Below are 25,486 nucleotides of genomic sequence, written 5' to 3' on the forward strand. Positions count from 1 at the left end.
ACTTAATTAATAAGCAGTATAGTTGCCTGTTAATTTTTATAAACAAGATAATCTTCTAACACTTTCAACGAAATATTTGCAGCTATAGCGAATTATTAAACTAAAATGTGCTTATAAGAGATTATCTTATTTTCTTTGCTTTATGAAAAAACTTAGATATATTTTTATTGCTATAGTAGGAATATTAATTTTTTCGACTTTACTGGCATCCAGTATCCGTAATATTTATGGTTCAAAAGATGGTGGTTACGGTCGTTTTGGTATTCTGGTAAAACCATTAAAGTTTATGGCAGAAATACCTTCGACGGTTAAGAAGGTATTTTCCCCCGCCGAGTTTTATGTTACCAATTCAACGTCGAAAGAAGGACTTACCTTTAACAAGAATTTTGAACTAAAGGAGTATCCTAATTTATTAGTGTCATATAAAGAAAAGGAATTTGATCAAAAATTTGATCTAATTGATCTTAATAACGGAAGCTTAATAAAAAGGTGGGAGCCCAATAATAAAACACTCTATGAGCAAGCATACAATTTAAATAATCCCAGAAAACCATCAAAAGGAAGTGATCTTTATTTTATGCATCCTCTAATTTTAGAAGATAGCACCTTAATATTTTCTGCTCAGCTTACTAGCTTACTAGCTAAAATTGATAAAAATAGTCAATTGATTTGGTTAAAGAATGACAGAACTTACCACCATACCTTAGAGCTGGATATTAATGGAAATATTTATACATGTACCACGCCCTTCCAATCTAAAAAATATAATTTTTTGTCTGATAACTATGATATCTATAAAAATAATATTATTGATGATCATATTACCTTAATAGATAAAAATAATGGAAATGAGCTATTTGATAAATCTATTATTGATATCTTGTTGGAAAATGGATATGAAGATTTATTGTTAGCTAAGGGACAAATTAATAGTGATCCTGTTCACTTAAACGACATACAACCTGCCTTATATTCCACTGACCATTGGTTAGAGGGGGATCTTCTTATTTCATGCCGTAATTTGAGCGCTGTTTTTCTCTATCGGCCATCAACAAACAAAATTCTTTGGTTAAAATCAGGACCATGGTATAATCAGCACGATGTTGATTTTCTTGATGATGATAAGGTTTTAGTTTTTGGAAATGATGTCATACGTGAAGAGAGTATTATTGATCCAAGGTTAACAACATCGAATCTCTTCTTTTCAAGTGAAAGACCTCATAATAATGCATATGTATATCATTTATCTAATGATAGTATTAGCACTCCATATACCGATCTTTTTCAAACTGAAGAAATCCATACATACACTTCTGGCAGGTGTGATATCCTACCTAATGGAGATATTTTTATAGAAGATACCAATCATGGAAGGATAATTATTGGGAATTCGACAACCAAAAAAATAGAATATGTAAAACGACTCGATAAGGACCATATTTCCAGTCTTTTTTGGAGCCGTATTGTTAATTAAAAAATTGTAAGATATGCTTTTATATTTAGGACCGGGACTTGGCGGCGGAATTATCGCCATAATTACAGGAATATTTTTAACTTTTTTTGCATTTTTAGTTGCTGTCTTCTGGCTTCCGCTAAAACGATTTTTTGGTTTTCTAAAAAGCAAATTTAACAAAGGATAGTTTGGCATATTTTGCATTGGTTATTTTAACCGTAATCTCCTGTTTACTGTTTGAATATTCGGGAATACCGAATACTTTAAAGACATTGATGTCAGCCTATCGTCAGCAATTTACTGTGATGTCCGACAAGAATTTAAAGGATGAAGAAAAACAAAAGCAATTAATGAATCTGATTCCAAAACAATTAATATTATTAGGCAAGCTTGTCCTTGGCATTATCCTTTTTATAGCACCTTTTTTAAGCCTCTTTCTTCTTAAAATTCTGGAACCTGATCTCAACCCTGATATTTTGATAACCTGGTGGGGTATAACTATCCCTATAGGAACCGTATTTTTATATATTTATATTAAACGCTTTTATGGCAACCTACAGCGCAACAGATAAGTTTCTGCATAAGTTTTACCTTTCTAACTATAGTATTTCCAAAGCTACGTTGGAGATGGAAGAGCTACTTTACAGCCAAAAAGCAAAACAGTTGGAAGTAAAACAATATGTTTTTGTTACGGGTCTGGCAAGATCCGGAACTACGGCAGTTATGAATAAAATATTTGAAACCGGGTTATATGCATCCTTGCAATACGCTAATATGCCATTTTTATTGAGTCCAAATCTTTGGAAGAGGAAATCAAAAATCGAATCTCATGAGAGGGCGCATAAAGATGGAATTATCATTGACGGTAATTCGCCTGAAGAATTTGATGAATATTTCTGGAAAGTTTTCATGAATGACTCTTATATAATGAGTGATGGATTAGCTTTGCATGAAGCAGGTGAAGAGGTGTTGGAGAAATATTTAAAATATATCTCATTAATTTGCCTGGCCAAAGGAAAAGATAAATATATCTCCAAGAACAATAATAATGTATTGCGTTTATCCACACTTAACAAAATTGATCATAGTAAAATAATTCTCCTGTTCAGGGATCCGTTATCTCATGCGTCTTCGTTAATGAAACTTGACCGGAGGTTTTCAAAAAATCAAACTGAAGATCCCTTTACCCTTGAATATTTTAATTATCTGGGGCATCACGAGTTTGGTTTAAACCATAAACCATTTCTGTTAACTTCTGACTTTGATGCTAATAGAGAATTGTATACCAAAGAAAGTTTGAACTATTGGTTAAGCGTTTGGCTTAACTATTATAGCTATATATTGCAGAATATGGAAGATGACTACATGTTTGTTGGTTTTGAAGATTTGATCAAGAATCCTGACATGGTTTATTCTTATCTTGCAGATTGTCTAAGTCTGGAAATTGAATTTGAGGAGAGCAAAAAACATAATCCAACTACTTATGAAGTCTTGAATTATGATAGAGAATTGTTAAACCAATGTATTAAAGTCTATGATTCGCTTACAGAATTGAAAAAGTATTGACATTAATTTTTTAATAACATTACTACTGAGCACTTTTTTAGACTATTTGTCGTCTAACGAGTTCTTTCCATACAAGATGATACCTATTCAATATAATTAATCTCATATTTTCGCAATTAAATTAAATAATTTGAATTAATGAATATTCAAAATCTTTATCTTGACCCTAACCTCCATATATTGGTAACTGGTGGAGCCGGATTTATTGGGTCCAATTTGTGTGAAGCGTTACTTACTAAAGGAAACAGAGTAACTTGCCTGGATAATTTTGCCACCGGGAAAAGGGAAAATATTGACCATTTACATGCCAATTCCAATTTTACCTTATTTGAAGGAGATATTAGAAACCTAGAGGATTGCCATAAAGCTTGTACAGGTGTGGATTATGTACTACATCAGGCAGCATTGGGATCTGTCCCTAGATCTATCAATGACCCCATAACAAGTAATGACGTCAATGTCTCTGGTTTTTTAAATATGTTGGTTGCAGCCAGGGATGCAAAGGTAAAACGTTTTATCTATGCCGCCAGTTCTTCTACTTACGGCGACTCTGAAAACATGCCAAAAGTGGAAGATATAATCGGGAAACCTCTCTCCCCTTATGCCATCACAAAATATGTAAATGAACTCTATGCTGATATTTTTAGCAAAACCTACGGATTGGAAACTATAGGTTTACGCTATTTTAACGTTTTTGGAAGAAAACAGGATCCTAATGGGGCCTATGCAGCCGTGATTCCCAAATTTGTGATGCAACTTATGAAACATGAATCCCCTGTTATTAATGGGGACGGTAGTTATTCAAGGGATTTCACCTATATAGATAATGTACTGGAAATGAATATAAGGGCAATGGTATCGGAAAATCCTGATGCAGTTAATACGGTCTATAATGTGGCCTATGGTGAACGAACCGACTTAAATGAACTGGTGGGACTTTTAAAAGATTATTTAAGTAATTTTGATGCGGCAATTGCAAATGTGAATGCTGAGTATGGTCCCAACAGGCAGGGAGACGTACCCCATTCGCTGGCCTCAATAGAAAAGGCAAAAAAACTTCTGGGGTATACCCCTCAATTTGATATAAAAAGAGGATTAAAAGAAGCCGTTACCTGGTACTGGCAAAATTTGAAATAATAATAATATGATGAACTTAACTGTAATAGGAACAGGTTACGTGGGATTGGTTAGTGGTACCTGTTTTGCCGAAATGGGTAACAATGTTACTTGTATTGATATTGATTCCAAAAAAATAGCAGAACTTAAAAAAGGCATCATACCTATTTATGAACCTGGATTAGAGGCCATGGTACAAAGAAATGTAGACAATAAAACCCTACATTTTAGTACAGATTTACATTTGAATTTAGACAGGTGTGATATAGCTTTCATTGCTGTTGGCACACCTATGGGTGAAGATGGATCAGCGGATTTACAGTATGTATTACAAGTGGCTTCTGAAATTGGTAAGCATATGAATCATCCACTTATTATTGTGGACAAATCTACTGTCCCGGTTGGTACGGCAGACAAAGTAAAAGCAACTATAGAAAATGAACTCAAAAAACGAAATAAAAACATCGAATTTCATGTGGTGTCTAATCCTGAATTTTTAAAGGAAGGCGATGCCATTAACGATTTTATGAAGCCGGACCGCGTTGTAATTGGTTCGGATGATGAAAATACAACTGCAAAAATGCGTGCATTATACGCTCCCTTCTTTAGAAGTAGTATGGATCGTTTGATTACCATGGATGTTCGCTCTGCAGAAATGACCAAATATGTTGCCAATGCTATGTTAGCAACAAAAATTTCATTTATGAATGAAATTGCTAATATCTGTGAACTGGTTGGAGCAGATGTAAATAAAGTTCGAATTGGAATTGGTTCTGACAGCAGAATTGGGTACAGCTTTATTTATCCCGGTAGCGGGTATGGGGGCTCTTGTTTCCCAAAAGATGTTAAAGCCCTGCACAGGACTGCCGCCCAACACGGATATGAGGCACAACTAATAAATGCGGTAGAAACCGTAAATGACCGGCAAAAATTGGTGATTGCTAAAAAAATAATCACTCGCTACGGTGAAGATTTATCAGGCAAAACATTTGCTGTTTGGGGATTGGCTTTTAAACCACAAACTAATGATATGAGGGAGGCAGCGGCCATTTATATAATTAAAGAACTCTCTAAAAGAGGTGCTACAATCCAGGCTTATGACCCGAAGGCAATGGAAGAAGCAGAGCATTTTTATTTGAAAGATGTGCCCAACGTAAGTTATCACCATTCTAAATATGATACGCTCAAAGATGCCGACGCCATGATTTTATTGACGGAATGGAAAGAATTCAGATCCCCGGATTTTGAGGAATTGAAAAGTCAATTAAACGAACCTGTAATCTTTGATGGTCGCAATCAATACAACGATTCAAGTCTTAAGAAACAAGGCTTTGAATACTATCAGATTGGAAAAAAAAGTGTATAAACTTTTACTGACAACCTAAGAAAAAAGATGAGTAAAATAAAAATAGCTATAATAGGATTGGGATATGTAGGCCTTCCATTGGCACGTTTGTTTGCCACAAAATACCCTGTGATAGGTTTCGACATCAATACAAAAAGAATAGCAGAACTGAAATCAGGTACGGATAGTACGCTTGAAGTGGAGGATGACATCCTGTGTGCTGTTTTGCAGGATAATCCGAATATGGAAAAAGGTTTGTTCTGTACTGATGAATTAGAAGCTATTAAGGATTGCAATTACTACATTGTTACGGTACCAACACCGGTAGATAATACTAACAGGCCTATTCTGACCCCTCTATACAAGTCGAGTGAAACTGTGGGCAAGGTATTAAATCAAGGAGATACAGTCATTTACGAATCAACAGTTTATCCCGGTGTTACCGAGGACGAATGTGTACCTATTTTGGAAAAAATAAGCGGTTTAACTTTCAACAAAGACTTTTTTGTAGGTTATTCCCCTGAGCGCATAAATCCCGGGGATAAGGAACATACTATAGAAAAAATACTAAAAGTAACTTCAGGATCCACTTCTGACGCGGCGAAAAAGATAGACGATTTATACGCCTCAGTAATCACTGCAGGCACGTACCTGGCACCTAGTATTAAGGTAGCCGAAGCAGCTAAAGTTATTGAAAATTCTCAGCGCGACATTAATATTGCCTTTGTAAACGAACTGGCTAAAATATTTAATTTAATGAAAATTGACACCCAGGATGTCCTGAAAGCCGCAGGAACCAAATGGAATTTTTTACCCTTTAAACCGGGACTCGTTGGTGGACACTGCATTGGCGTTGACCCTTATTATTTGGCGCAAAAAGCTCAGGAATTTGGGTATCATCCTGAAATTATACTTGCGGGAAGACGTATAAACGACGGTATGGGGAAATATGTAGCATCCGAGGTGGTAAAACTAATGTTGCAAAAGGATATAAAGGTAAAAGGTTCCAAAATATTGGTACTGGGGATTACTTTTAAGGAAAATTGCCCGGATGTTAGGAATACTAAAGCTCTAGATGTCATAAATAACTTAAAAAGTTATGGTGCAGAGATTACCATTTATGACCCCTGGGCTGATCCAGAAGAGGTCCTACATGATTACAACATAAAAACCAATAATGAACTACCTAGCGAAATCTATGACTCTATTATACTTGTGGTTTCGCATAATAAATTTTTAGAATTGGATTTGCGCAGTAGGCTCTCCAAAAATGGGGTTTTATATGACGTTAAGGGATTTTTAAAAACCAAGGTTGACGGCAGATTGTGATGACCAAAAAATTAATTATGGATTATTTACACTTTGTCCGTACGCAAAACGTTATCAGGGTTGTTTTGAAACATAATTAAGAATATCAATAGGCGATTGACATGTTAAACAAATGGCAAATACAAAGACTTCAACATATATTTTTCTAAAAGGAAAACTAAAAAAATGTATTGCCCAGCTTTTCGGAAATAAGCAATACGAAAAATTGGTAATACTAGGACGTCAGCGAACTGGCTCAAGTCTTTTAAAGACACTGCTTCACGCTCATCCTAAAATTGATATTGAAGGTGAAGTGTTCCGGTTACTGGAAGGTAAAAGTTGTAGAACCGTTTGGAAAGAAACGTTTTCTAAAAAGTTGCCTTGGATAAAGTATGCAGGCTTTAAACTTTTTTATAATCATCCAGATGACAGTGAGGATAGAGAAGTTTGGGAAATCTTAAATGCTGACACTAATGTCAAAGTTATACATATAAAACGTGAAAACATTTTAAGGACCTATATTTCTAAATTGATAGCTCTAAAGACCGGTGCATGGAACAGCCGTCAGGAGGAGGAAAAAACAGAATTTTTGGATAAACGTGTCAAAGTTGATGTTGAACATTGTTTGAATGAACTAAGGGAAATCAAAAAGCTAGAAGCGCAATTTGGCAAGACTCGATTTCCAAATCATCCATACATTGAGCTTTCCTTTGAAGAACTCACTCAAGATAAAGAAGGTCAATTAAGTCGTATTTATTCATTTTTGGGATTAGAGTACGAAAAAATAGAAAAAACAAAAATTAATCTGAAAAGGCAGAACCCTGAAGGTCTGAGAGAATTGATTTTAAATTACGACGATTTGGTGGAGAAAATAAGTCATTCCGAATTTAAGAATCTTTTATCTTGAGTTCCGTCAAATCTGTCATGGTGAAACTTTTATTTCATCAACTTATTAAGAATTGAACAATTTGAAGGCTTTCCAAAAGTCACAATCAAAAATTTATTCCAGTTATCACTCCTGCACGACAATTAAATTCAGTAGAATTATACAATTTTAGAATGATCACCTTATATAATCCATTATTCTTAGTCCACTAAAAGCCAAAAATTAAACGATGAACAAAGGGAAAACTCGTTAAAAAGTGCTATTCAATATACGTACAAATCATACATCTATGGTTGTTAGAAAAACAAAGTGGATACAAAAATATGTTCATCGATATGCCTACGCCACCGCTGTATTAACTTCTTTTAATAAACCATATTTTAGAAAATATGGAGCATGGGTAAGAGTAATGCCAATTCCATAAAAGCTGCCCAAAAGCACAAAATAATTTTCAAAGAGAAAGTAAACCATTTTAGCATTTAGTGCATTGAATCGATATTAGAACAAAAAAATTGATTCCATATTGGACTTAATTGGTCAATACTTCTTAAAAACCTAAACAATTTGTTAAAAAAAAGTGTAGTTCATCGAATAAAAAATCCGTTGACATCCAAACCTAAAAGTTGTAACGTAAAAGATTCAGTGCCAAACAGGTAATTCATCGAAAAATTGATGGTTTTTATCGATGATATTTAATTTTTATATAGTTTTATCAAACCCAAATTTGATTATCATAATACTTAATTTATCTTACACATGAAATTTAATACCGAAAGTCCCCTAGTTTTGTTGTGCCTTTTTTTTAGTATCTCTTTCTTCTTTTCCTGCAGTAAGGACTCGGATTTGATGGCCGATTACGTTGCATTAGATCCCGAAGTACTCATTGGAAAATATGTTAGGAGTGATATCTTTCAAATATCCATAATCAATAACCCGGAGGATGAGACTTTTGAAATAACGGTTAATAACGGAAGTGATGGTGCTGAAAATAGCGGAAGCGGTGGCACTTCAAGTGCTGTAAGCGCTGGCACTACCGTGAATGATACTTATCAAACATCCTCAAGTGCCAGCATCGTTCTTGATGTTTTGGCCAATGATACTTTTAATGATCTGGAAAATGTTTCAATAAGTGAAGTAACGCAACCCGACAATGGTGAGGTTGTAATTAATTCAGACAATACATTAACATTCACCCCATTTATAGTCGAACCAACCGAAGATACCTTTACCTATACTGCTGAATTTATTAATGAGGATGGTACGGTTAGTAAAGAAACTGCTACTGTTACCATTACTATAAACCAAGATCCCAACAAAACTAGGGGTGAGTTAAAAGCCTTCCCAACGGCGGAAGGATTTGGTAAATATGCAACTGGTGGACGTGGAAAACCTATTTATACAGTAACAAATCTTAACAATAGTGGAGCAGGAAGTTTAAGGCAAGCGGTAGAGGATGCTGAAGATAACGATGGTGGAACAGTTGTATTTAAAACAGGTGGCACTATAAATCTTCTTTCTGCTATTACTGTTGGCACTGACACTAAGGGCAATATTACTATTGCGGGCGAAACTGCACCTGGGGATGGAATTACCCTTAGAATGGATTCTAGTGCTACTTATGGTGCTACATTAGAAATTAGGGGATCTAATGTAATAGTAAGATATATAAGAAGTCACATAGGTTTAACGGCACACAGTGGTTGTGATAATGTTAGGATACATACAGCAGGCTCAACTTCAGAACCCAGTTTGAACGCTACTTTAGAAAATGTAATAATTGACCATCTATCTTTATATTGGAATACTGATGAATCCGTTGAAATTGGGGCATATAATGGAGGTACTGTAAGGAACATAACTGTGCAGAATTGCATAATAGCTGAAGCCTTAGAGTCCGGATATGGCGCATTGGTTTATAGGTCCTCCACCTCCCCGTCGGAACCCACATTAGTAGAAAACGTGAGTTTTTATGCAAATATGTTTAACGACATAAAAGATAGATATCCGCGAATAACTAATAGTGGTTGTGAACACGAAACTATTAATAACATTTGGTATAATACACAATCTCCATTTGGTTCGGCTTGGGGTACTTTAACTGATGTTATTGGAAACGTAAAAAAGAATAATGGAAATGTACAGCCTTCTACTCTATATGGTCCAGCCATTTTTAAATATTATCAAGGTGAAAACGGACCACAAATTGAACCTTGGGTTAATTCAGAAGATGGATCAGTGTATGATAAAGATAATTTAATAATTGGAGACAATACTGGAAACCCCTTGTATAATTCAGATTGGATGAATCATAAAGCAGCTTCAAGGATTCATTCTGACAGTCCTATAACTCCCATGCCTTCCTCACAAGTTTCTGGTTATGTAGTGAAAAATGTTGGTCACAACCTTGCAAGAGACTCACACGACACTAGGGTTATAAACAATTTTGTAAATAGTACGGGGACTCACGTAACCAATGAAACACAAGTGGGTGGACATTTGACCTATGCAACAGGAACACCCTATGCCGATGCGGATGGCGATAATATGTGGGACGTAGCTGAAATAGCTATTTGGGGCAATATAACCACAACGAACAATCCAATTGCTGATGAAAATGGGGATGGCTATACTAATATAGAGGAAACTTTCTTTTATTTTACGGGTGAATAAATTATTTGTTTTTATCGATAGAATCCTGGTAACACTCCCCAGGTGTCATTCCAGTTTTTTGGTGTATTTCTGTTCTATTTTAATGGTCGATATAGAACTGGATGTCTCGTATAGCCCCAATTCGTATTTAAGGGGATTGAGATAGATCTACTGGTGCATTAGTGTTCTTCAGAAGCGCTCGATCCATAAATTGTCTGAGGCCCTTCCTGTACCAACCCATGAATATTTTGATTTCTCTTGCCTCACAGGCCTGGATCCATTTGTAGGCAGTGAACTGCCTTCCTTGATCTGAGTTGATGATCTCGGGTTTTCCCATGTGTTCGGATGGCTTCTTGCAGTAGATCCACACAACATTGGGCCTCCAAGGTATTGGAGATACCACAGCCGAGAATCTTCCTTAAATGCGCGTCAAAAATGGCGGAGCAGTATATAAAGTCCCTTGTCATGGGTATGTAGGTGATATAGATGTTCCAAACCTGGTTGGCCCTTTTGATATCCGGATTTCACAAATGGCAGGGACGTTTTTATCCAGCCAGCCCCAGTTCACTTATGTACTTTCTTGGATAAATGTCTGGTGGCCCATCCTACGCAAGAGTCGCCGAATCCTTTTATGGTTCAACTTATAGCCTTTGCGAGAGAGCATACTGACCATTAACAGCACACCCTCGGCCGGGAACTGGATGGCGTGACTTTTCATCAGACGCATTATCTGGAGATTCTCCGGGGATTCTCCCAGAGGCCAATAGTACAGACTGGCTCGACTTACCTGTAAAAGGTTACATTGTTTTCGGATGCTAATGCCCCTCGCTCCTTTGCGGATCAGCTTTTTCCTTTCCATGACAGACCGGTCCTCTTGGAGCTTTTTTTAAATCTTCACCTTCAGCTGCCCGATCTGAGCATAGAGCTTCTTGGTAGGGACTTCCTTCTCCTTGGTCTGCTTACCTTCATCAAAGGCCTTGGAACTGTTCTCCAAAAACTCCTTTTTCCTGCGAGAAATCATCACTGGTCAAATTTCGAACGTTTCGTCCAGCTCCGAGAGCGTATATCGCTCGCGAATGGCTTCAATACCGACATTGGCTTTGAACTGTGGACTAAATTTTCTGCGTTTACCTTTCATGATCTTGGTTAAATTTAAGACTTCATGTTTTAATCAAGCCTATAGTCTAGTTTTTCTGGAGAATTAAAGTCTTACAATAACTTTTCTATGTCAAATTTCTTGATCAGTATATAATAATTTAATTGTTACACTATAATGGAATCATATCTCCTTTTCACTTTTTGGTTATACATCGTTGAAATTGAAATAAGAAGTTAGTTCAAGTTATGATTTAATCCATTCATACAAAAGTCTTCCTAGTAAACCAAGCTGAACAGAATTACCACAATTAGGTAAGGGTTCGGCTTCACTTATTTTTGATATTATCTGTTTAACCAACTTTATGAACATTTATCCAATTAATATATGTAATTGTAAAGGTTTGGTTAATTTTGCTTTCGTAAAGAGTGATATTACGTCAATGCGCAGTTTGCAAGTAATAGGTTTTTCTATCATAATCATTAAATACCCCTTGTTACCCAGCATTATCAGCTAACATAAATCGTGTCCAAAAAATGGCTTACAAAATTAATTTTATAACTAATTCGTTACAAGGAGGAGGAGCTGAACGTGTTTTAAGCATATTGGCTAACGGCCTTTCTGAGAAAGGATTTAGAATAAAAATTATCTGTTTTAAAGATGAAATAGCTTATCAACTCAACAGTGAAGTTGAAATAATAATACTAAAAAATAAGAAAAGATTCATTAAGAACCACACAATCAATCGATTAATTCTTCTCCTATCACATTATAGAATTAGAGGCAATAGGCCGGATTTGATCATATCCTTCTGTCCTGCTCCGAGCATGGTTGCAATCCCTACAGCGATCGCATACGGGATGAAAATTATCGTTAGTGAACATATTAATCATTTACATATTCGTTCTAAGGTAGACGTATTTACCAGAAAATTCCTCTATAGATTTGCTCATGCATTGACTGTACTGACCCAATTTGATATTCCTTACTATGAGAGATTCAGGATAAAAGCCTATGTAATGCCCAATCCTCTTACATTTGATTTAATCCAAGAATCTAATCATAAACGTGAAAAGTCAATAATTGCTGTTGGTAGTTTGAATAGAATTCACCACAAAGGATTTGACAATTTGATTATTCTAATCGACCCGATATTAAAGAAATATCGGAATTGGAAACTCCGTATTGTGGGTACCGGTGAAAAGGGTAAGGAGTTCCTTACAAATATGGCACTTGAAAGAAACTTGCTTAATCAAATAGAATTTACAGGTTTTAGAGAAGATATCAAGGAAATTATGGCAAACTCAAGTATTTTCATTTTGCCATCACGTTTTGAGGGTTTACCCATGGTGCTAATGGAAGCAATGTCACAGGGAATGGCTTGTATCGCTTACGATTGCAAAACAGGGCCTTCGGATATCATAAATGATCAGGAAACAGGTATATTGGTCAAAGACCAGGATCAATCCGCTATGCAAAACTCCTTGGAGCTTTTAATCCAGAACGAAGAACTTAGGAATAAGCTTTCCAATAATGCCACAAAAAGCTTGACGCGATTTTCAAAGGAAAGTATTATGAACCAGTGGGAAGGTTTGATACTTAAGACATTATCCCATTAAAAAAGACAAAAACCTGTCCTAAGGATGGGGGTAATTATAAAATCATCAAATACAAAGACATGTCTAAATTAACAAAGAAAATAAGACGTAGAATTTACCGTGAGTTAAAGCACCTGAATCAAGATCTATTAACTCCAAATCATAAGGAGAAAAAAATCGTTTTTATTATGGGAGCTCAGCGATCGGGCACAACCATGCTAACGAATTTATTCGAACGCGACAAGACTATTAGGGTTTACCAGGAATTCAGCAGATTAACCCCCAACTTGCGATTGATTCCGTACCCAAAAGTACAAGAACAGATCAATAGAAACCATGCAGGGGTTATTGTTCTAAAACCATTGGTAGAATCCCAGAATATTGATCAGTTGTTTAGTTTTTTTCCAGAATCAAAATCAATTTGGGCATTCCGCCACTTTAGAGATGTAGGATCTTCCAATCTTAAAAAGTTTGGCCTTAGAAACGGAATTGATGATCTTCGGCCAATTTACCATGAAGACAATGAAAACTGGCGCGTTGAGGGCATCTCCAATGAAACAAAGGCGATAATCAAAGACTATTTTTCAGAAGATATGTCTCCTCGGGATGCTGCTGCCCTTTTTTGGTATACACGTAATATACTATTCTTTGAGCGAGACTTAACTCTAAATGATCGAGTCTACCTTCTTAAGTATCGTGATTTGGTTTCCGAGCCTTCAAAGAAAATAAAGGAAGTTTACGATTTTGTTGGAATCGAACACCCAAAATACTCTTTGGTGTCGGACGTAAACGCATCTTCAATTGGCAAGGGAAAGCAATTTGAACTTTCTCCGGAAATAGAAACGTTATGTGAAGAGCTATGGAATAGGTTGAATACCGCTCTCAAAATACAGAATAAAAAAGAATCCCGCTAAGGGTATCTAGGTTTTTTCGCCATTCGTAAATTGCATTCAATTTATGAAATTTATGGGTAAACTGATGTGTGACTGCGTCAACTAAAAGTGGACTATTATTATTAAATAATAAGAAACACTCTTGGCATGAAAAAGATACGGGAAATGAACAATATCTAAGATGGAAGTTGAAGCTAAGGGTATTGGAGTTTGCATAAGACTATGGAAAGGTTAAGGAAACCTGTGAAATATTCAATATCAGTAAGACCACTTACTTCAATTGGAAGAGAAAGTATGATAAGTATGGAACCGAGGTTCTGTTAAGGAAAAAAGGGGTGCTGAAACATATACCAACAGAATCAATCAAATAACTATCGATTTGATATTGGACCTTAGAAAGAATATAAGCTTGGTACATGGCGTATCAAATGGTACTCCTTATGAAAGTAGGGTTTTAGCATCAGAGGGAACTGTATGGGAAGAACATAATCGGATAATAGGTGATAATACTGGAAATCCTATGTATGATTCAAATTGGATTGCCAATAGTAATGGTTCTAGAATACATACTCATAGTCCAATAACTCCTATCTCATCTTCATTGGTGTCTGATTATGTAGTGGCTAATGTTGGGTGTAATATGAATAGTTATGCCCATGACACAAGACTAATAAACAATTTTTAAATAATCCAGGGTGGCACGTGAAAAATGAAACAGAAGTAGGTGGACATTTGACCTATGCAACAGGAACACCCTATGCCGATGCGGATGGCGATAATATGTGGGACCTAGCTGAAATAACTGTTTGGGGCAATATAACCCCAACTAACAATTCCTTTGCTGATGAAAATGGGGATGGCTATACTGATATGGAGGAAACTATCTTTTATTTTACAGGTAAATAAATTATTTATTTTTCTTCAATTTTAAACGAGGTTATAGATAAAATGGCTTCGTTTTGGTTTTAGAATATCTGTATGACTGCATTGTTTGTCTGGTTTTTAATATTTTTTAACTCTTGCCCCTTATCTTTGTAACTTGATTTCACTTCTTAAATAACAGTTCAAAAAGAATTCTCATTATGTGCTTATTTTTAAATTTAATAACTATTTTATAAGAACTAAATCCTCTAACGAATAATAATGAAAAAATGTACCCTAACATTTGTCAGAAATTATCCGAAACAAAACATGCATGGGATACTACCCCAAAATAGTAATGTGTAAGTCTACTTTTCGAACGGGAATTAGATACTAAAATTGTAGATAATAAAGTTGACGATCATAATATTTATTCTAAAAATCGGTTTATAGTGGTATTCCATACAATCAAATATATTGTTGTTTCAGATTTATGTTGAAATCTACCCTTCAAAAAATTACGTCCAGAATAAAACAGGTGTTTTCCAACACCCTGTTTTTAAACATGTTACTTATTAGTGGTATCTCTTTCCTTGTCAAGTTAATTTCTTTTTATAAGGAAACTTTGGTCGCGTCCTATTTTGGTCTTTCAGAAATTTTAGATACATACTATGTAGCGGTTTTGATACCCTCGATCATTCAAAATGTTTTTATTGGTACGTTAAAAAAATTATTCATCCCCAATTATATTACTGAGCTAAAAACCACACAACATATAGGAAGTTTCCAAACATTCACCTTTTTTGCGATTACTACGCTCGTAGTCTCATTAACATTATTGGCCTTAATTTTTGTGGCCTTTTTTCTTGAAATGGTTTTTCCTGGGCATGACCAAGCATATTATCACTCAGTCCGTAGTCAATTTTACATTGTCTTACCCTGTTTATTTTTTTGGGGTTATTCGGGGTTTTTAAACGGTTTACTGGAGATAAAAAATAAATTTTTTATCTCCACAGTTTCACAATTCTTTACACCTGTTATAATCATTACTTGTTTGGTTTTTTTAAAGCCTTTCCTTGGAAATATGGTATTGGTTACCGGTTTAACCTTGGGGAGCTTTGCGAGTTTTATCTACCTATTGACCATGAATTTAATCCAAAAAACAATTGAGTTTGGCCGGGTCAAAATAAATTCAAATATCAAGATGATGTTGCAACAATATTCACCAAAGGTTACTTCGAGTTTGTTCACAGGAATTAATCCCTTTGTAGACCAATTCTTTGCAGCTCAATTAGTTGTTGGCTCTATTTCGGCCATACAGTATGGCACAAAAATACCAGCTTTCACAATTGGTATTCTAATTCTAGCAATAGGAAATGTATTACTGCCCCACTTTTCGAAGTTAATAAATGACGATTTACATAAGGCTTACCAGCAACTTTTTAAAATTTTAAAAATTATTTTTATTGGAAGTTTACTGATTTCTATTTGTACTATTATTTTATCCAATGATATCGTAAGAATATTATTTGAGCGTAATGAATTTGATACAAAAGATACTATGATAGTATCATTAATTCAAAAGATTGCGTTAATTTATGTCCCATTTTATTTATGCACTTTGGTTTGCGTCAATTTCCTCACCGCAATTAACAAGAATAAATTTATGGCCTGGACCTCTTTCTGGAATTTACTATTGAACATATTTATGAACATCATTTTGGTGAAATATTTTGCAGTTTATGGTTTAGTGTTGAGTACTACAATAGTTTATATGATTGCAAGTTTTATTTATGTTGGTTATACCTATAAACAATTTAAAATTACTTTTAATCCATAAAGTAATCGATATAAAATTAAATATATTTAATTTTATTCCCTCAAACGGCGCAATTATTTCTTTGAAAGGTTTGAGAGGAGTTATTAATGGCCTTATTTGAGATTTATGAACTTTAATGCGATCAGCAAGATTCATAGTATTGCCAGAGGTGTTAATTGAAACAACGTTACAAGGGATGGAATGCATTGCCTATCATGCAAAAATAAAATTGAAGTTTTAGATAACTTTTCCATTAAAAAACTAGATGTCCTTTGGGAAAATTTATTTACATCTAATAACTACTCATGATCAAATCAATTGGTAAATTTTTAGTGCTTTTTGCATTTATTCTTAGTGCGCTACAAATTCAAAATTTATCAACGCTTATTTTTGGTGAATCAATTATTCGGTTAATAGCGTACTTAACTATCTGTTTTGTTCTCTTTGGAATGTTTTTTTTCCTAAAAGATAAAGGTAAACTTCCATATATTATAATTTTATGGTTTTGGTTCTTTAGTATATACTGGGCTTTTGGCCTTTTGGCAAATAGTATACATGACAATCCTGTTTCCGTATTAAAAAACATTATTCCATTAGGTTATTTTTTGTCTTTTTCTATTTTTCTAAGTATTAAAGAAAATCATAAATTAACCGGTAAAGTTATTGCGGTTACTTTTTTTATAAGTTGTTTATTGCTAATCTTATTTGATGTATTAAACTTTGACTTAGACAGACGTGGAATATACCAATTTACATTAGAACGTGCCGGAGGTGTGTACGCAGATGCGAATCAGGCAGCAGTGGTATGCTTGCTTACGTTTATATTTATTAAATATTTATTTAAGCCTGTTAATAAACTTCAAAAGATTCTTAAATTTTTAGCGCTTATAATCACCCTTTACGCGTTTTTACTTACATTTTCTAAAACTGGTTTTATAGTTCTATTAGTAGTCTTGGGTTTAATGTATCACAAATGGTTTAATCCAAAGAGGCTTTTATTTACAATAATCTTGATACCCGTATTTTTTTATTTAATTTATAATTTTGCAATTGAAAGCGAATTTTTATCCGTAATTCAAAAGCAGAGAATTGAAGGTTTAGCCAATATCTTGACTTTTCAGTATGAAAAAGTCGACTATTCTGGAAGGGATGTTCTTTTAAAGAATATGATGAATTATGTTAATGAGAATCCAATTCTTGGAAATGGTATAAATTTTTCTACTAGTATAAGGGGTCACAATACCATAATAGGAATTTGGGCAGATGCCGGAATAATTACTTTCTTGTTCTTTTTGATACTGCTATTTCGCCACTTTTGGATTTCTTTACAATCTGAAGGAGAGAATAAATATTTTCTGCTTTCTATCCTAACGGTATTGTCCGTATATATGCTTAGTCTGCAAACTATCATTAATCAATCCTATTTTATGGTCGTTTTTGTCTGGATTGGGTATCAAATGTCTAAAGAAAAACAAATTAATTATAAATGAAGATAGATTTTGTAATAGGCTCAATGAAAGGGGCTGGTGCCGAAAGGGTGGTAAGTATTTTAGCCAATTATTTTGCCGAAAACGGGCATGAAGTGCGTATAATTACATTTATTGACGCTGATGCCTACAACTATCATCCATCTATAAAAAGAATACGATTTCACAAAAAGTTCATAATTAATTATTCCATTTTTCGTGGTTTTTTTTCATTACTCTATTTTTACTATAAAAAAAGAAATAGACCTGATGTAATTAGTTCACATATTCACTTAATGGGTTATGCCACCATATTACCTGCAAAATTTTACCGTATTAAATTGGTGGTTTCGGAACATTTTAATCATCTAAATCAAAAAAAAACATTGGGAAAATGGATTTTATGGTATGGTTTATATCGCCTACCGGATGCAATAACAGTTTTGACAAAATTTGATCTTCCATTTTTTAAAAAGATTAATAAAAGGACTTTAATAATGGAAAATCCTTGTTCATTTACTATTAATGAAAATATGATTAGCAAGGGAGAAAAGAAAATCTTAGCAGTAGGTAACCTTGATAGATATATTCATAAAGGATTTGACAATTTATTGGATATTGTATATGAAGTTTTTAAAACAAATCCTGATTGGAGCCTTCAAATAGTAGGGTTTGGAGAAGCTGGATTAAGCTATCTATCAGATAAAGCAAAAAAATTGGGGCTGGAAAACAAAGTTGAATTTATGGGTTACCGTAAAGATGTTAAAGAATTAATGGCGAAATCGGAAATATTTATTTTAAGCTCACGAGGCGAAGGCTTACCAATGGTATTAATTGAAGCCATGTCACAAGGAATGGCGTGTATATCCTATGATTGCGTTTCCGGGCCATCCGAAATAATTAGCAATGGTGAGAATGGTATATTGGTAAGCGATCAAAATATGGAAGAAATGACTACAAAATTAAATGAATTGATCATCAATAGTGAATTAAGGGAGCGCTTAAGAGCTAATGCCACTAAATCTCTTGAAAAATTTTCGATTGAAACCGTTGGCGGTAAATGGGAGGCATTATTTAATAGTTTTTTTAATTAAAAACGCGATAGCTAAAATATTCACGGAATAAACGCTACAACGTTTAATTTTAATAATAAAGCGGTAAAAGCAATAGCAGCAAATCTGAAAAGAACTGCATTTAGAGGGCCTGTTAAAATTGGGTCAACATAATGTAATAATCGAAGAACTTAAATAATTCAAAGGTCATTAGAGGCTTTCTATTTATGATTTTGATGCTTAATTCAAATAACCATTAACATAGGAAGGTTTCATCCATCAGTGTGTACTGAATAGGTTTAGCATATTCCCGAAAAAGCCTGTAGTTTATCGAAAAAATATCAGATGCCCCAACTTCCAGGGGTATCTTTATTTTCAAAATAGATTTCCTTAATGTTTTACAAGGTTTGTTTGAAAAACACGGAAATTTTAGATTAATTAACGCAATCTAAGAATATGATCAATTTTAGAAAATTAATAAAAAACTTTTACCATAAAACTCAACTGGGAAAAGTATTGATATCTCCTTATATGTTTTACAGAGATTACATAATGTCTGATACTACATATGTAAAAAGAAGTTTTAAAAGAGAAATGGGATATAACATTAATTTAAACAATCCTATAACACTAAATGAAAAGATGCAGTGGTCAAAGCTTTATAACGATAATACAGCATTACATACCCAATGTGCAGATAAATATGCAGTAAGAGAGCATGTGGCATCAAAAATTGGCCAAGAATATTTGGTTCCTCTATATTTTACCACAAAAGATCCGGCACAAATTGTACCGGATAACTTACCCAAGACTCCATGTATCATCAAAACAAATCATGATAGTTCAGGAGGAATAATCATAAAAAATTTACATAACGTAAATTGGAAGAAAATTCAAAAATCCCTTAAAGAGAGAATGAGTAAAAATTACTATTATATCTCTAAAGAACAACAATATAAAGATATTGTTCCACGAATCATAGTAGAAAAATTGTTGCTTGATAAACAAGGAAACGTTCCAAATGATTACAAAATACACTGTTTTAATGGAAACCCAGAGTTTATAGGAGTGGATATTGATAGATTTTCCAACCATACGAATAACTTATACAATATCAAATGGGAATTACTTCCATTTATATGGTCCGTTAAGGATGATGATAAAAAGCCCCGTTTGGCTAATGGCCGTGAAATTCAAAAACCAAAAAATCTTAATAAGTTATTGACTTTAGCAAAAGCCCTATCCGAAGATTTTATCTATTCCAGAATAGACTTTTATGTTGTTGATGAAGAAATTTATTTTGGTGAAATAACATTTCATCATGGTGGTGGCGTTGCACATTTTATTCCTAAAGAATGGGATACTTACTATGGAAATATTTTGAAAATTCCTCTTAATAGAAACATTTTACCAAAAAAAATGCATCCAGTCACTTATTGAATTTTATCCTCTATTTTTTATGAACTCTGTTTTGTTAGGGTATACAGAATTCTAAAAAAATTGAAAAATCAAAGAAACTAAAGGTAATCTGAAAATAACTTCTGGGGAAACTAGAAATATTTATCTAGATTTATGATCTATTTAAAAAGTAATAGTCCATGAGAATTTTAATGCTTCTTCCTAATGATTCAATGGGTGGGGCAGAACAGTATTTAAAAATAATCGCCTCTTTTTATAAAAACCATGAAGTAGAGGTGTTTTTATTCAGATAAAGAACGTAGTAGATCATGGGGCTACTGCAAAGAATTGGCAACGCTCCAATTTCCCATAAGTCGTGTTTATTTTCTTAATGTATTGAGTTTCTTCATAAGAATTGCAATTTCAAGAAAGATCTCATACGATTATATATTTACTTCCCACGTATATACCACAGGCATAATTGGATTTATGCAAATATTACAATTAATAAAAACGAAGAGATTGGGGCTGGAAGATAAAGTTAAATTTACAGGTTTCCGTAAAGAAATAATGGCAAATCGGATATTTATATTTTAACTTTACGACACGAAGGCTTACCAATGGTTTTAATTGAGGCTATGTCACAAGGAATGGCCTGTATAGCCTGTGATTGCGTTTCCGGGCCATCTTAAATAATCAGCCATGGTGAGAATGGTATATTGGTAAGCGATCAAAATATGGAAGAAATGGTTATAAAATTGAGTAAATTGATAAATAATGAAGAATTAAGAAAATCCTTAATGGCCAATACTACAAATTCTCTAGTTGAATTTATTTTGGAAAATGTTGGTGACAAATAAGGAGAAATTATTTAATAGTTTTTTTATATAAAATAGATTTCCCATCAAAATATTGCGTGGTTTATTCGTTTTTTAATTTCACTGAAATTTTAATTTAGATTAACGTAATCCAAGAATATGATCAATTTTAGAAATTTATTTAAATATTATTACCATAATACCCGATTGGGAAAAGTTTTGATATATCCTTATATGTTTTACAGAGATTATATAATGTCTGATGTGACATATATAAAAAAAAGTTTTAAAAGAGTAATGGGATATAACGTTAATTTAAAAGATCCAATAACACTAAATGAAAAGATACAGTGGTTAAAACTTAACGATAAGACAGCATTACATACACAATGTGCAGATAAGTATGCGGTAAGAGAGTATGTGGCATCGAAAATTGGTCAAGAATACTTGGTTCCTCTATACTTTACCACAAAAGATCCGGCACAAATTGTGCCAGATAACTTACCTCAAACTCCTTATATCATCAAAACAAATCATGATAGTTCAGGTGGTATAATCATACAAAATGTACATGATGTTAACTGGAAAGAAATACAAAAAACCCTTAAAAGGAGAATGAGTAAAAATTACTATTATTATAGTAAAGAAAGACAATACAAAAATATCATTCCTCGAATCATAGTAGAAAAATTATTGGAAGATAAAAACGGTAACATCCCTTTTGATTATAAGGTACATTGTTTTAACGGTAAGGTACGAATGATCAGTGTTGATATGTGGCGAGGCACAAATGACCATCACAGAAATTGGTATTCAACCGATTGGCAAAGAGAGCCCTATAAATGGTCATCACCAAAGGGGCCTGGGAAATTTACAGATCCTAGTGAAATCGATATAGAAAAGCCTAAGTCGCTTGAGGATATGATCAAATTGTCCGAAATTTTAGCTGAATCCTTTTTATATGTACGTGTAGATTGGTACGATGTAGATGATACACTCTATTTTGGTGAACTAACGTTTCACCATGATAGCGGTTTTCAGCCCATACTACCTAAAATCTGGGATGAAAAACTGGGAAAGGAGTTAATATTAACTAGGTAGAAAAAGCTATTTTCTAATATTACTATGGATTACTTTGGAATTAATTGATAAATTAGGTAACTATTATAAATTAAATTTAGATACCGACTAAATTATTCAGTTCAATTGGTTCAAAAATTTACCGCAAACAACAATAATTATCCCCTAGCACCTATTTGAATATGATCAATTAAATTTAAAAAAATATGAATCTTAATCCTCTTGTTTGGGCAATTAAAATTATTCTAAGATGAAATAATTCTATCATATAGGATTTTATGAAAAATCAAATACTAATAACTAAAGAATTATAACCTATTATTTAGGGATAATCCTAATACTTAAAATGGAGAAAAATAAACCGAATATAGCCATTTATATGTACTCTATGGCAGGAGGAGGAGCCGAAAGAGTGGTGTCCTATCTCCTGCCCTATTTAAAAAACCAAGGGTTCGAAGTGGTTCTTGTCTTAATGAACAACACTATTGATTATGACCTTCCAAAAGACATTCCCATTCACTATTTGGAAACCTCAAAATCCACCGAACACGGTATCTATAAACTGATAAAACTGCCTGTTCTGGCCTATAAATATGCCCGATTACTTAAAAATCTAAAGATCACGCATTCTTTAAGCATGCTGTCAAGGCCCTGCTATGTGAATCTGATGGCTCGTTGGTTTACCAACCACAAATATAAATTGATCATTAGTGAACGTAATTACCCTAGCTTACAATATGGTTATGGCGATCTTCAAAGTAAAATCAATACCTACTTGGTGAAAAAATTATACCCACAAGCGGATTTGGTGGTAAGCAATGCAGGAGCCAGCGCAGTGGACCTCATTGAAAATTTCAATGTAGACCCAAGTAAGACCAGGGTAATTCATAACCCTATTGACCTCGATAAAATTAACGCCATCACACCCATCACAAATTTCTTTGACACTAACTATATAAATCTAGTTAGTGTGGGTCGCTTACAAGTATCAAAAAATCAAAAACTATTGTTGCAAGCAGTAGCGCCTTTTGAAAAGGTACGTCTTTATATTTTTGGGGAAGGTGAATTACGTCAAGAATTGGAAGAACAAATTCTTAAATTGAGCTTAACGGATCGAGTGTTTTTGATGGGATTTGAATCCAACCCCTTTCAATATTTAAAAAGTGCCGATTTCTTTATTTTTGGTTCTATCCATGAAGGTTTTCCCAATGTTTTACTGGAAGCCATGTGCTGCGGACTGCCCATTTTAACAACCAATTGTAAATCCGGACCGGATGAAATTATGGAGTTAAAACACCCAAAGACAGATGACATCATGATTACGGATTATGGTATACTTACCCCTGTTGGTAATCTGGAGATGCTTCAAAAAGGTTTGGCATATTGCCTGGAACATCCAGAGTTTTTAAAAAGCTGCCGCATTCGTGTTATGGAGCGTATTCAAGATTTTAAAAGAGAACCTATACTTGAAGCTTATACCCGTCATATTCTATCGTAACCAATTTATGAAAAACCATATACACTCCCAAGAAAGAAAAAAATTAATACGCACAGCTGCCATACCGGGTTCATTGCAACACTTACTGAAGGGACAGCTACGATTTCTTAATCAATATTACGAGGTCGTTGGCGTAGCCTCCCCTGGCAAGCCATTACAACTCTTAGAGAAGAATGAGGGTATCCGTACAGTACCGGTCAATATTGAACGTGCTATTAGTCCGTTTAAAGATGTGGTATCACTCTATAAGTTGTATCTGCTCTTTAGAAAGGAGAAACCATTTATGGTGCATTCCATTACGCCTAAGGCCGGACTTTTATCTATGGTTGCGGCCTATTATGCCAGGGTACCCAAGCGTGTACACACCTTTACAGGGCTGTTATTTCCAACGCAAAAGGGTTTTATGAAAAAGTTGTTGCTTTTTTTGGATAAGGTTATTTGCTACTGTGCCACCCATGTTTACCCAGAGGGAAATGGTGTTAAAAATGACCTTGTGAACTATAAGGTAACTAAAAAACCATTAAAAGTTATAGCAAATGGGAATGTAAATGGTGTAAACCTGCAGTATTTTAATCCTGATCTATTTAATCTGGAAAAAACGTTGTCTATTCGACAAAAATATCAGTTAAGCGATTCGAATTTTGTTTTTGTATATGTAGGCAGATTTGTCAACGATAAGGGGATCAACGAATTGGTGAATGCCTTTTGCAGTTTAACGATGACAAATAAAAACGTCAAGTTGCTATTAGTAGGAGGTTTTCGAGGTGAGTCCGATCTTTTACCCAAACAAACATTGGACAAAATAACTACTCACGAACAAATTATAACTGTTGGCCACCAAACAGACATCAGACCCTTTTTAATGGTAGCAAATGCCTTTGTTTTACCAAGTTATCGGGAAGGTTTTCCCAATGTGGTCCTAGAAGCAGGGGCCATGGGATTACCTTCTATAGTTACTAATATCAACGGTAGCAATGAAATCATTACCCATGGAGAAAACGGTGTGATCATACCTTCTAAGGATGAAGATGCATTATTGCAAGCAATGTCGACCTTCGTAACAGATCGTAAGCTGGTCAACACATTGGCCCATAATGCCAGACCAATGATAGCATCAAGATTCGAAAGAAACTATGTGTGGAAAGCAGTTTTGGAAGAATATATGCGGATAGAAGCTTAATTATTGAAAATGCCAATTGCTCTATGCAAGTCCAATTAGGCATTTACAGCCCCGACGATGAGAACGCTCGCCTGGTTTATGATTTAATTGGATAAATGCTTTTTTTAAATAGTTGGTCTTTCAAGCAGAAAAATGACTAAGTATTAGTATAAATAAATATTTTGTGAACCATAAAAAACAAAGAAGAGCTCCCTATTAAAACAAGACTGATTTCTATTTTAAAGGAATATCAAACATTGGAAAACTCATAGAGAGCAATCTGGTTCATGCAAATAAGTTGCCGTTTAGCTATTATTCATATTTGGTTCATCCAAATAAAATGCCTTTTGGCTAATATTTATATTTGGTTCGGGCGGAATAGGTGTTTTTAGTATTTCTTTGCAATGTAATTGGTAATTATCATG

22 protein-coding genes and 1 pseudogene are annotated in these 25,486 nt (G+C 34.2%); 22 read left to right on the forward strand and 1 reads right to left on the reverse strand.

Annotated elements, in window-relative coordinates; genetic code table 11:
- Nucleotides 1-142: 142 nt before the first annotated feature.
- The 9 genes from Q0874_RS15715 (at nt 143) to Q0874_RS15755 (ending at nt 10,970) form a co-directional block, all read left to right on the forward strand.
- Nucleotides 143-1,474 (forward strand): arylsulfotransferase family protein, encoded by a 1,332-nt coding sequence (locus Q0874_RS15715; protein WP_299164469.1) that lies wholly within the window; start codon nt 143-145, stop codon nt 1,472-1,474.
- A 167-nt stretch (nt 1,475-1,641) separates the two neighbouring features.
- Nucleotides 1,642-2,025, forward strand: coding sequence for a hypothetical protein (locus Q0874_RS15720; protein WP_299164470.1), 384 nt, complete (start codon nt 1,642-1,644; stop codon nt 2,023-2,025).
- Nucleotides 2,000-3,019, forward strand: coding sequence for a sulfotransferase domain-containing protein (locus Q0874_RS15725; protein ID WP_299164471.1), 1,020 nt, complete (start codon nt 2,000-2,002; stop codon nt 3,017-3,019). Before Q0874_RS15720 ends, Q0874_RS15725 begins: the two co-directional genes overlap by 26 nt.
- 138 nt (nt 3,020-3,157) lie before the next feature.
- Entirely contained in the window at nt 3,158-4,156 is a 999-nt protein-coding gene (locus Q0874_RS15730) for an SDR family oxidoreductase (protein WP_299164472.1), read from the forward strand.
- A gap of 10 nt (nt 4,157-4,166) precedes the next feature.
- Nucleotides 4,167-5,501 (forward strand): UDP-glucose/GDP-mannose dehydrogenase family protein, encoded by a 1,335-nt coding sequence (locus Q0874_RS15735; RefSeq protein ID WP_299164549.1) that lies wholly within the window; start codon nt 4,167-4,169, stop codon nt 5,499-5,501.
- A gap of 27 nt (nt 5,502-5,528) precedes the next feature.
- Complete coding sequence (locus tag Q0874_RS15740) at nt 5,529-6,809, forward strand: nucleotide sugar dehydrogenase (RefSeq protein WP_299164473.1); 1,281 nt, start codon at nt 5,529-5,531, stop codon at nt 6,807-6,809.
- Between the two features lie 112 nt (nt 6,810-6,921).
- Nucleotides 6,922-7,695: a sulfotransferase gene (locus tag Q0874_RS15745; protein WP_299164474.1), complete on the forward strand. Its 774-nt coding sequence runs from the start codon at nt 6,922-6,924 to the stop codon at nt 7,693-7,695.
- An 825-nt stretch (nt 7,696-8,520) separates the two neighbouring features.
- Nucleotides 8,521-10,344 (forward strand): Ig-like domain-containing protein, encoded by a 1,824-nt coding sequence (locus Q0874_RS15750; RefSeq protein WP_299164475.1) that lies wholly within the window; start codon nt 8,521-8,523, stop codon nt 10,342-10,344.
- Between the two features lie 401 nt (nt 10,345-10,745).
- Entirely contained in the window at nt 10,746-10,970 is a 225-nt protein-coding gene (locus tag Q0874_RS15755) for a hypothetical protein (protein ID WP_299164476.1), read from the forward strand.
- Between the two features lie 239 nt (nt 10,971-11,209).
- Here the strand turns inward: Q0874_RS15755 and Q0874_RS15760 are convergent, their stop codons facing one another.
- Nucleotides 11,210-11,344: a hypothetical protein gene (locus Q0874_RS15760; RefSeq protein WP_299164477.1), complete on the reverse strand. Its 135-nt coding sequence runs from the start codon at nt 11,342-11,344 to the stop codon at nt 11,210-11,212.
- Between the two features lie 611 nt (nt 11,345-11,955).
- Here Q0874_RS15760 and Q0874_RS15765 point away from each other — a divergent pair.
- From Q0874_RS15765 to Q0874_RS15820, 13 genes and pseudogenes are all read left to right on the forward strand, one after another.
- Nucleotides 11,956-13,038, forward strand: a complete 1,083-nt coding sequence (locus Q0874_RS15765; protein WP_299164478.1) for a glycosyltransferase family 4 protein — start codon at nt 11,956-11,958, stop codon at nt 13,036-13,038.
- A gap of 59 nt (nt 13,039-13,097) precedes the next feature.
- A complete protein-coding gene (locus Q0874_RS15770; protein ID WP_299164479.1) occupies nt 13,098-13,931 on the forward strand; it encodes a sulfotransferase in 834 nt (277 codons plus the stop codon).
- 218 nt (nt 13,932-14,149) lie between these two features.
- Nucleotides 14,150-14,281, forward strand: a pseudogene (locus Q0874_RS17380) (helix-turn-helix domain-containing protein); the annotation flags it as partial.
- A gap of 8 nt (nt 14,282-14,289) precedes the next feature.
- A complete protein-coding gene (locus Q0874_RS15775) occupies nt 14,290-14,595 on the forward strand; it encodes a hypothetical protein (protein ID WP_299164480.1) in 306 nt (101 codons plus the stop codon).
- A 17-nt stretch (nt 14,596-14,612) separates the two neighbouring features.
- Nucleotides 14,613-14,816, forward strand: coding sequence for a hypothetical protein (locus tag Q0874_RS15780; protein ID WP_299164481.1), 204 nt, complete (start codon nt 14,613-14,615; stop codon nt 14,814-14,816).
- 520 nt (nt 14,817-15,336) lie between these two features.
- On the forward strand, nt 15,337-16,611 hold the full coding sequence (gene murJ / locus Q0874_RS15785; protein WP_299164482.1) for a murein biosynthesis integral membrane protein MurJ: 1,275 nt from the start codon (nt 15,337-15,339) through the stop codon (nt 16,609-16,611).
- A 284-nt stretch (nt 16,612-16,895) separates the two neighbouring features.
- Nucleotides 16,896-18,080, forward strand: a complete 1,185-nt coding sequence (locus Q0874_RS15790; protein WP_299164483.1) for an O-antigen ligase — start codon at nt 16,896-16,898, stop codon at nt 18,078-18,080.
- Nucleotides 18,077-19,150: a glycosyltransferase family 4 protein gene (locus Q0874_RS15795; protein ID WP_299164484.1), complete on the forward strand. Its 1,074-nt coding sequence runs from the start codon at nt 18,077-18,079 to the stop codon at nt 19,148-19,150. Before Q0874_RS15790 ends, Q0874_RS15795 begins: the two co-directional genes overlap by 4 nt.
- A 414-nt stretch (nt 19,151-19,564) precedes the next feature.
- Nucleotides 19,565-20,548, forward strand: a complete 984-nt coding sequence (locus Q0874_RS15800; RefSeq protein WP_299164485.1) for an ATP-grasp fold amidoligase family protein — start codon at nt 19,565-19,567, stop codon at nt 20,546-20,548.
- A gap of 542 nt (nt 20,549-21,090) precedes the next feature.
- Nucleotides 21,091-21,198 (forward strand): glycosyltransferase, encoded by a 108-nt coding sequence (locus Q0874_RS15805; RefSeq protein ID WP_299164550.1) that lies wholly within the window; start codon nt 21,091-21,093, stop codon nt 21,196-21,198.
- Nucleotides 21,199-21,483: 285 nt separating this feature from the next.
- Nucleotides 21,484-22,425, forward strand: a complete 942-nt coding sequence (locus tag Q0874_RS15810) for an ATP-grasp fold amidoligase family protein (RefSeq protein ID WP_299164486.1) — start codon at nt 21,484-21,486, stop codon at nt 22,423-22,425.
- A gap of 325 nt (nt 22,426-22,750) precedes the next feature.
- Nucleotides 22,751-23,902, forward strand: coding sequence for a glycosyltransferase (locus Q0874_RS15815; RefSeq protein WP_299164487.1), 1,152 nt, complete (start codon nt 22,751-22,753; stop codon nt 23,900-23,902).
- 7 nt (nt 23,903-23,909) lie between these two features.
- On the forward strand, nt 23,910-25,082 hold the full coding sequence (locus Q0874_RS15820; RefSeq protein WP_299164488.1) for a glycosyltransferase family 4 protein: 1,173 nt from the start codon (nt 23,910-23,912) through the stop codon (nt 25,080-25,082).
- Nucleotides 25,083-25,486 lie beyond the last annotated feature (404 nt).

Origin of the sequence: uncultured Eudoraea sp. (assembly GCF_947490415.1) — a bacterium.
Lineage (GTDB): Bacteria > Bacteroidota > Bacteroidia > Flavobacteriales > Flavobacteriaceae > Eudoraea.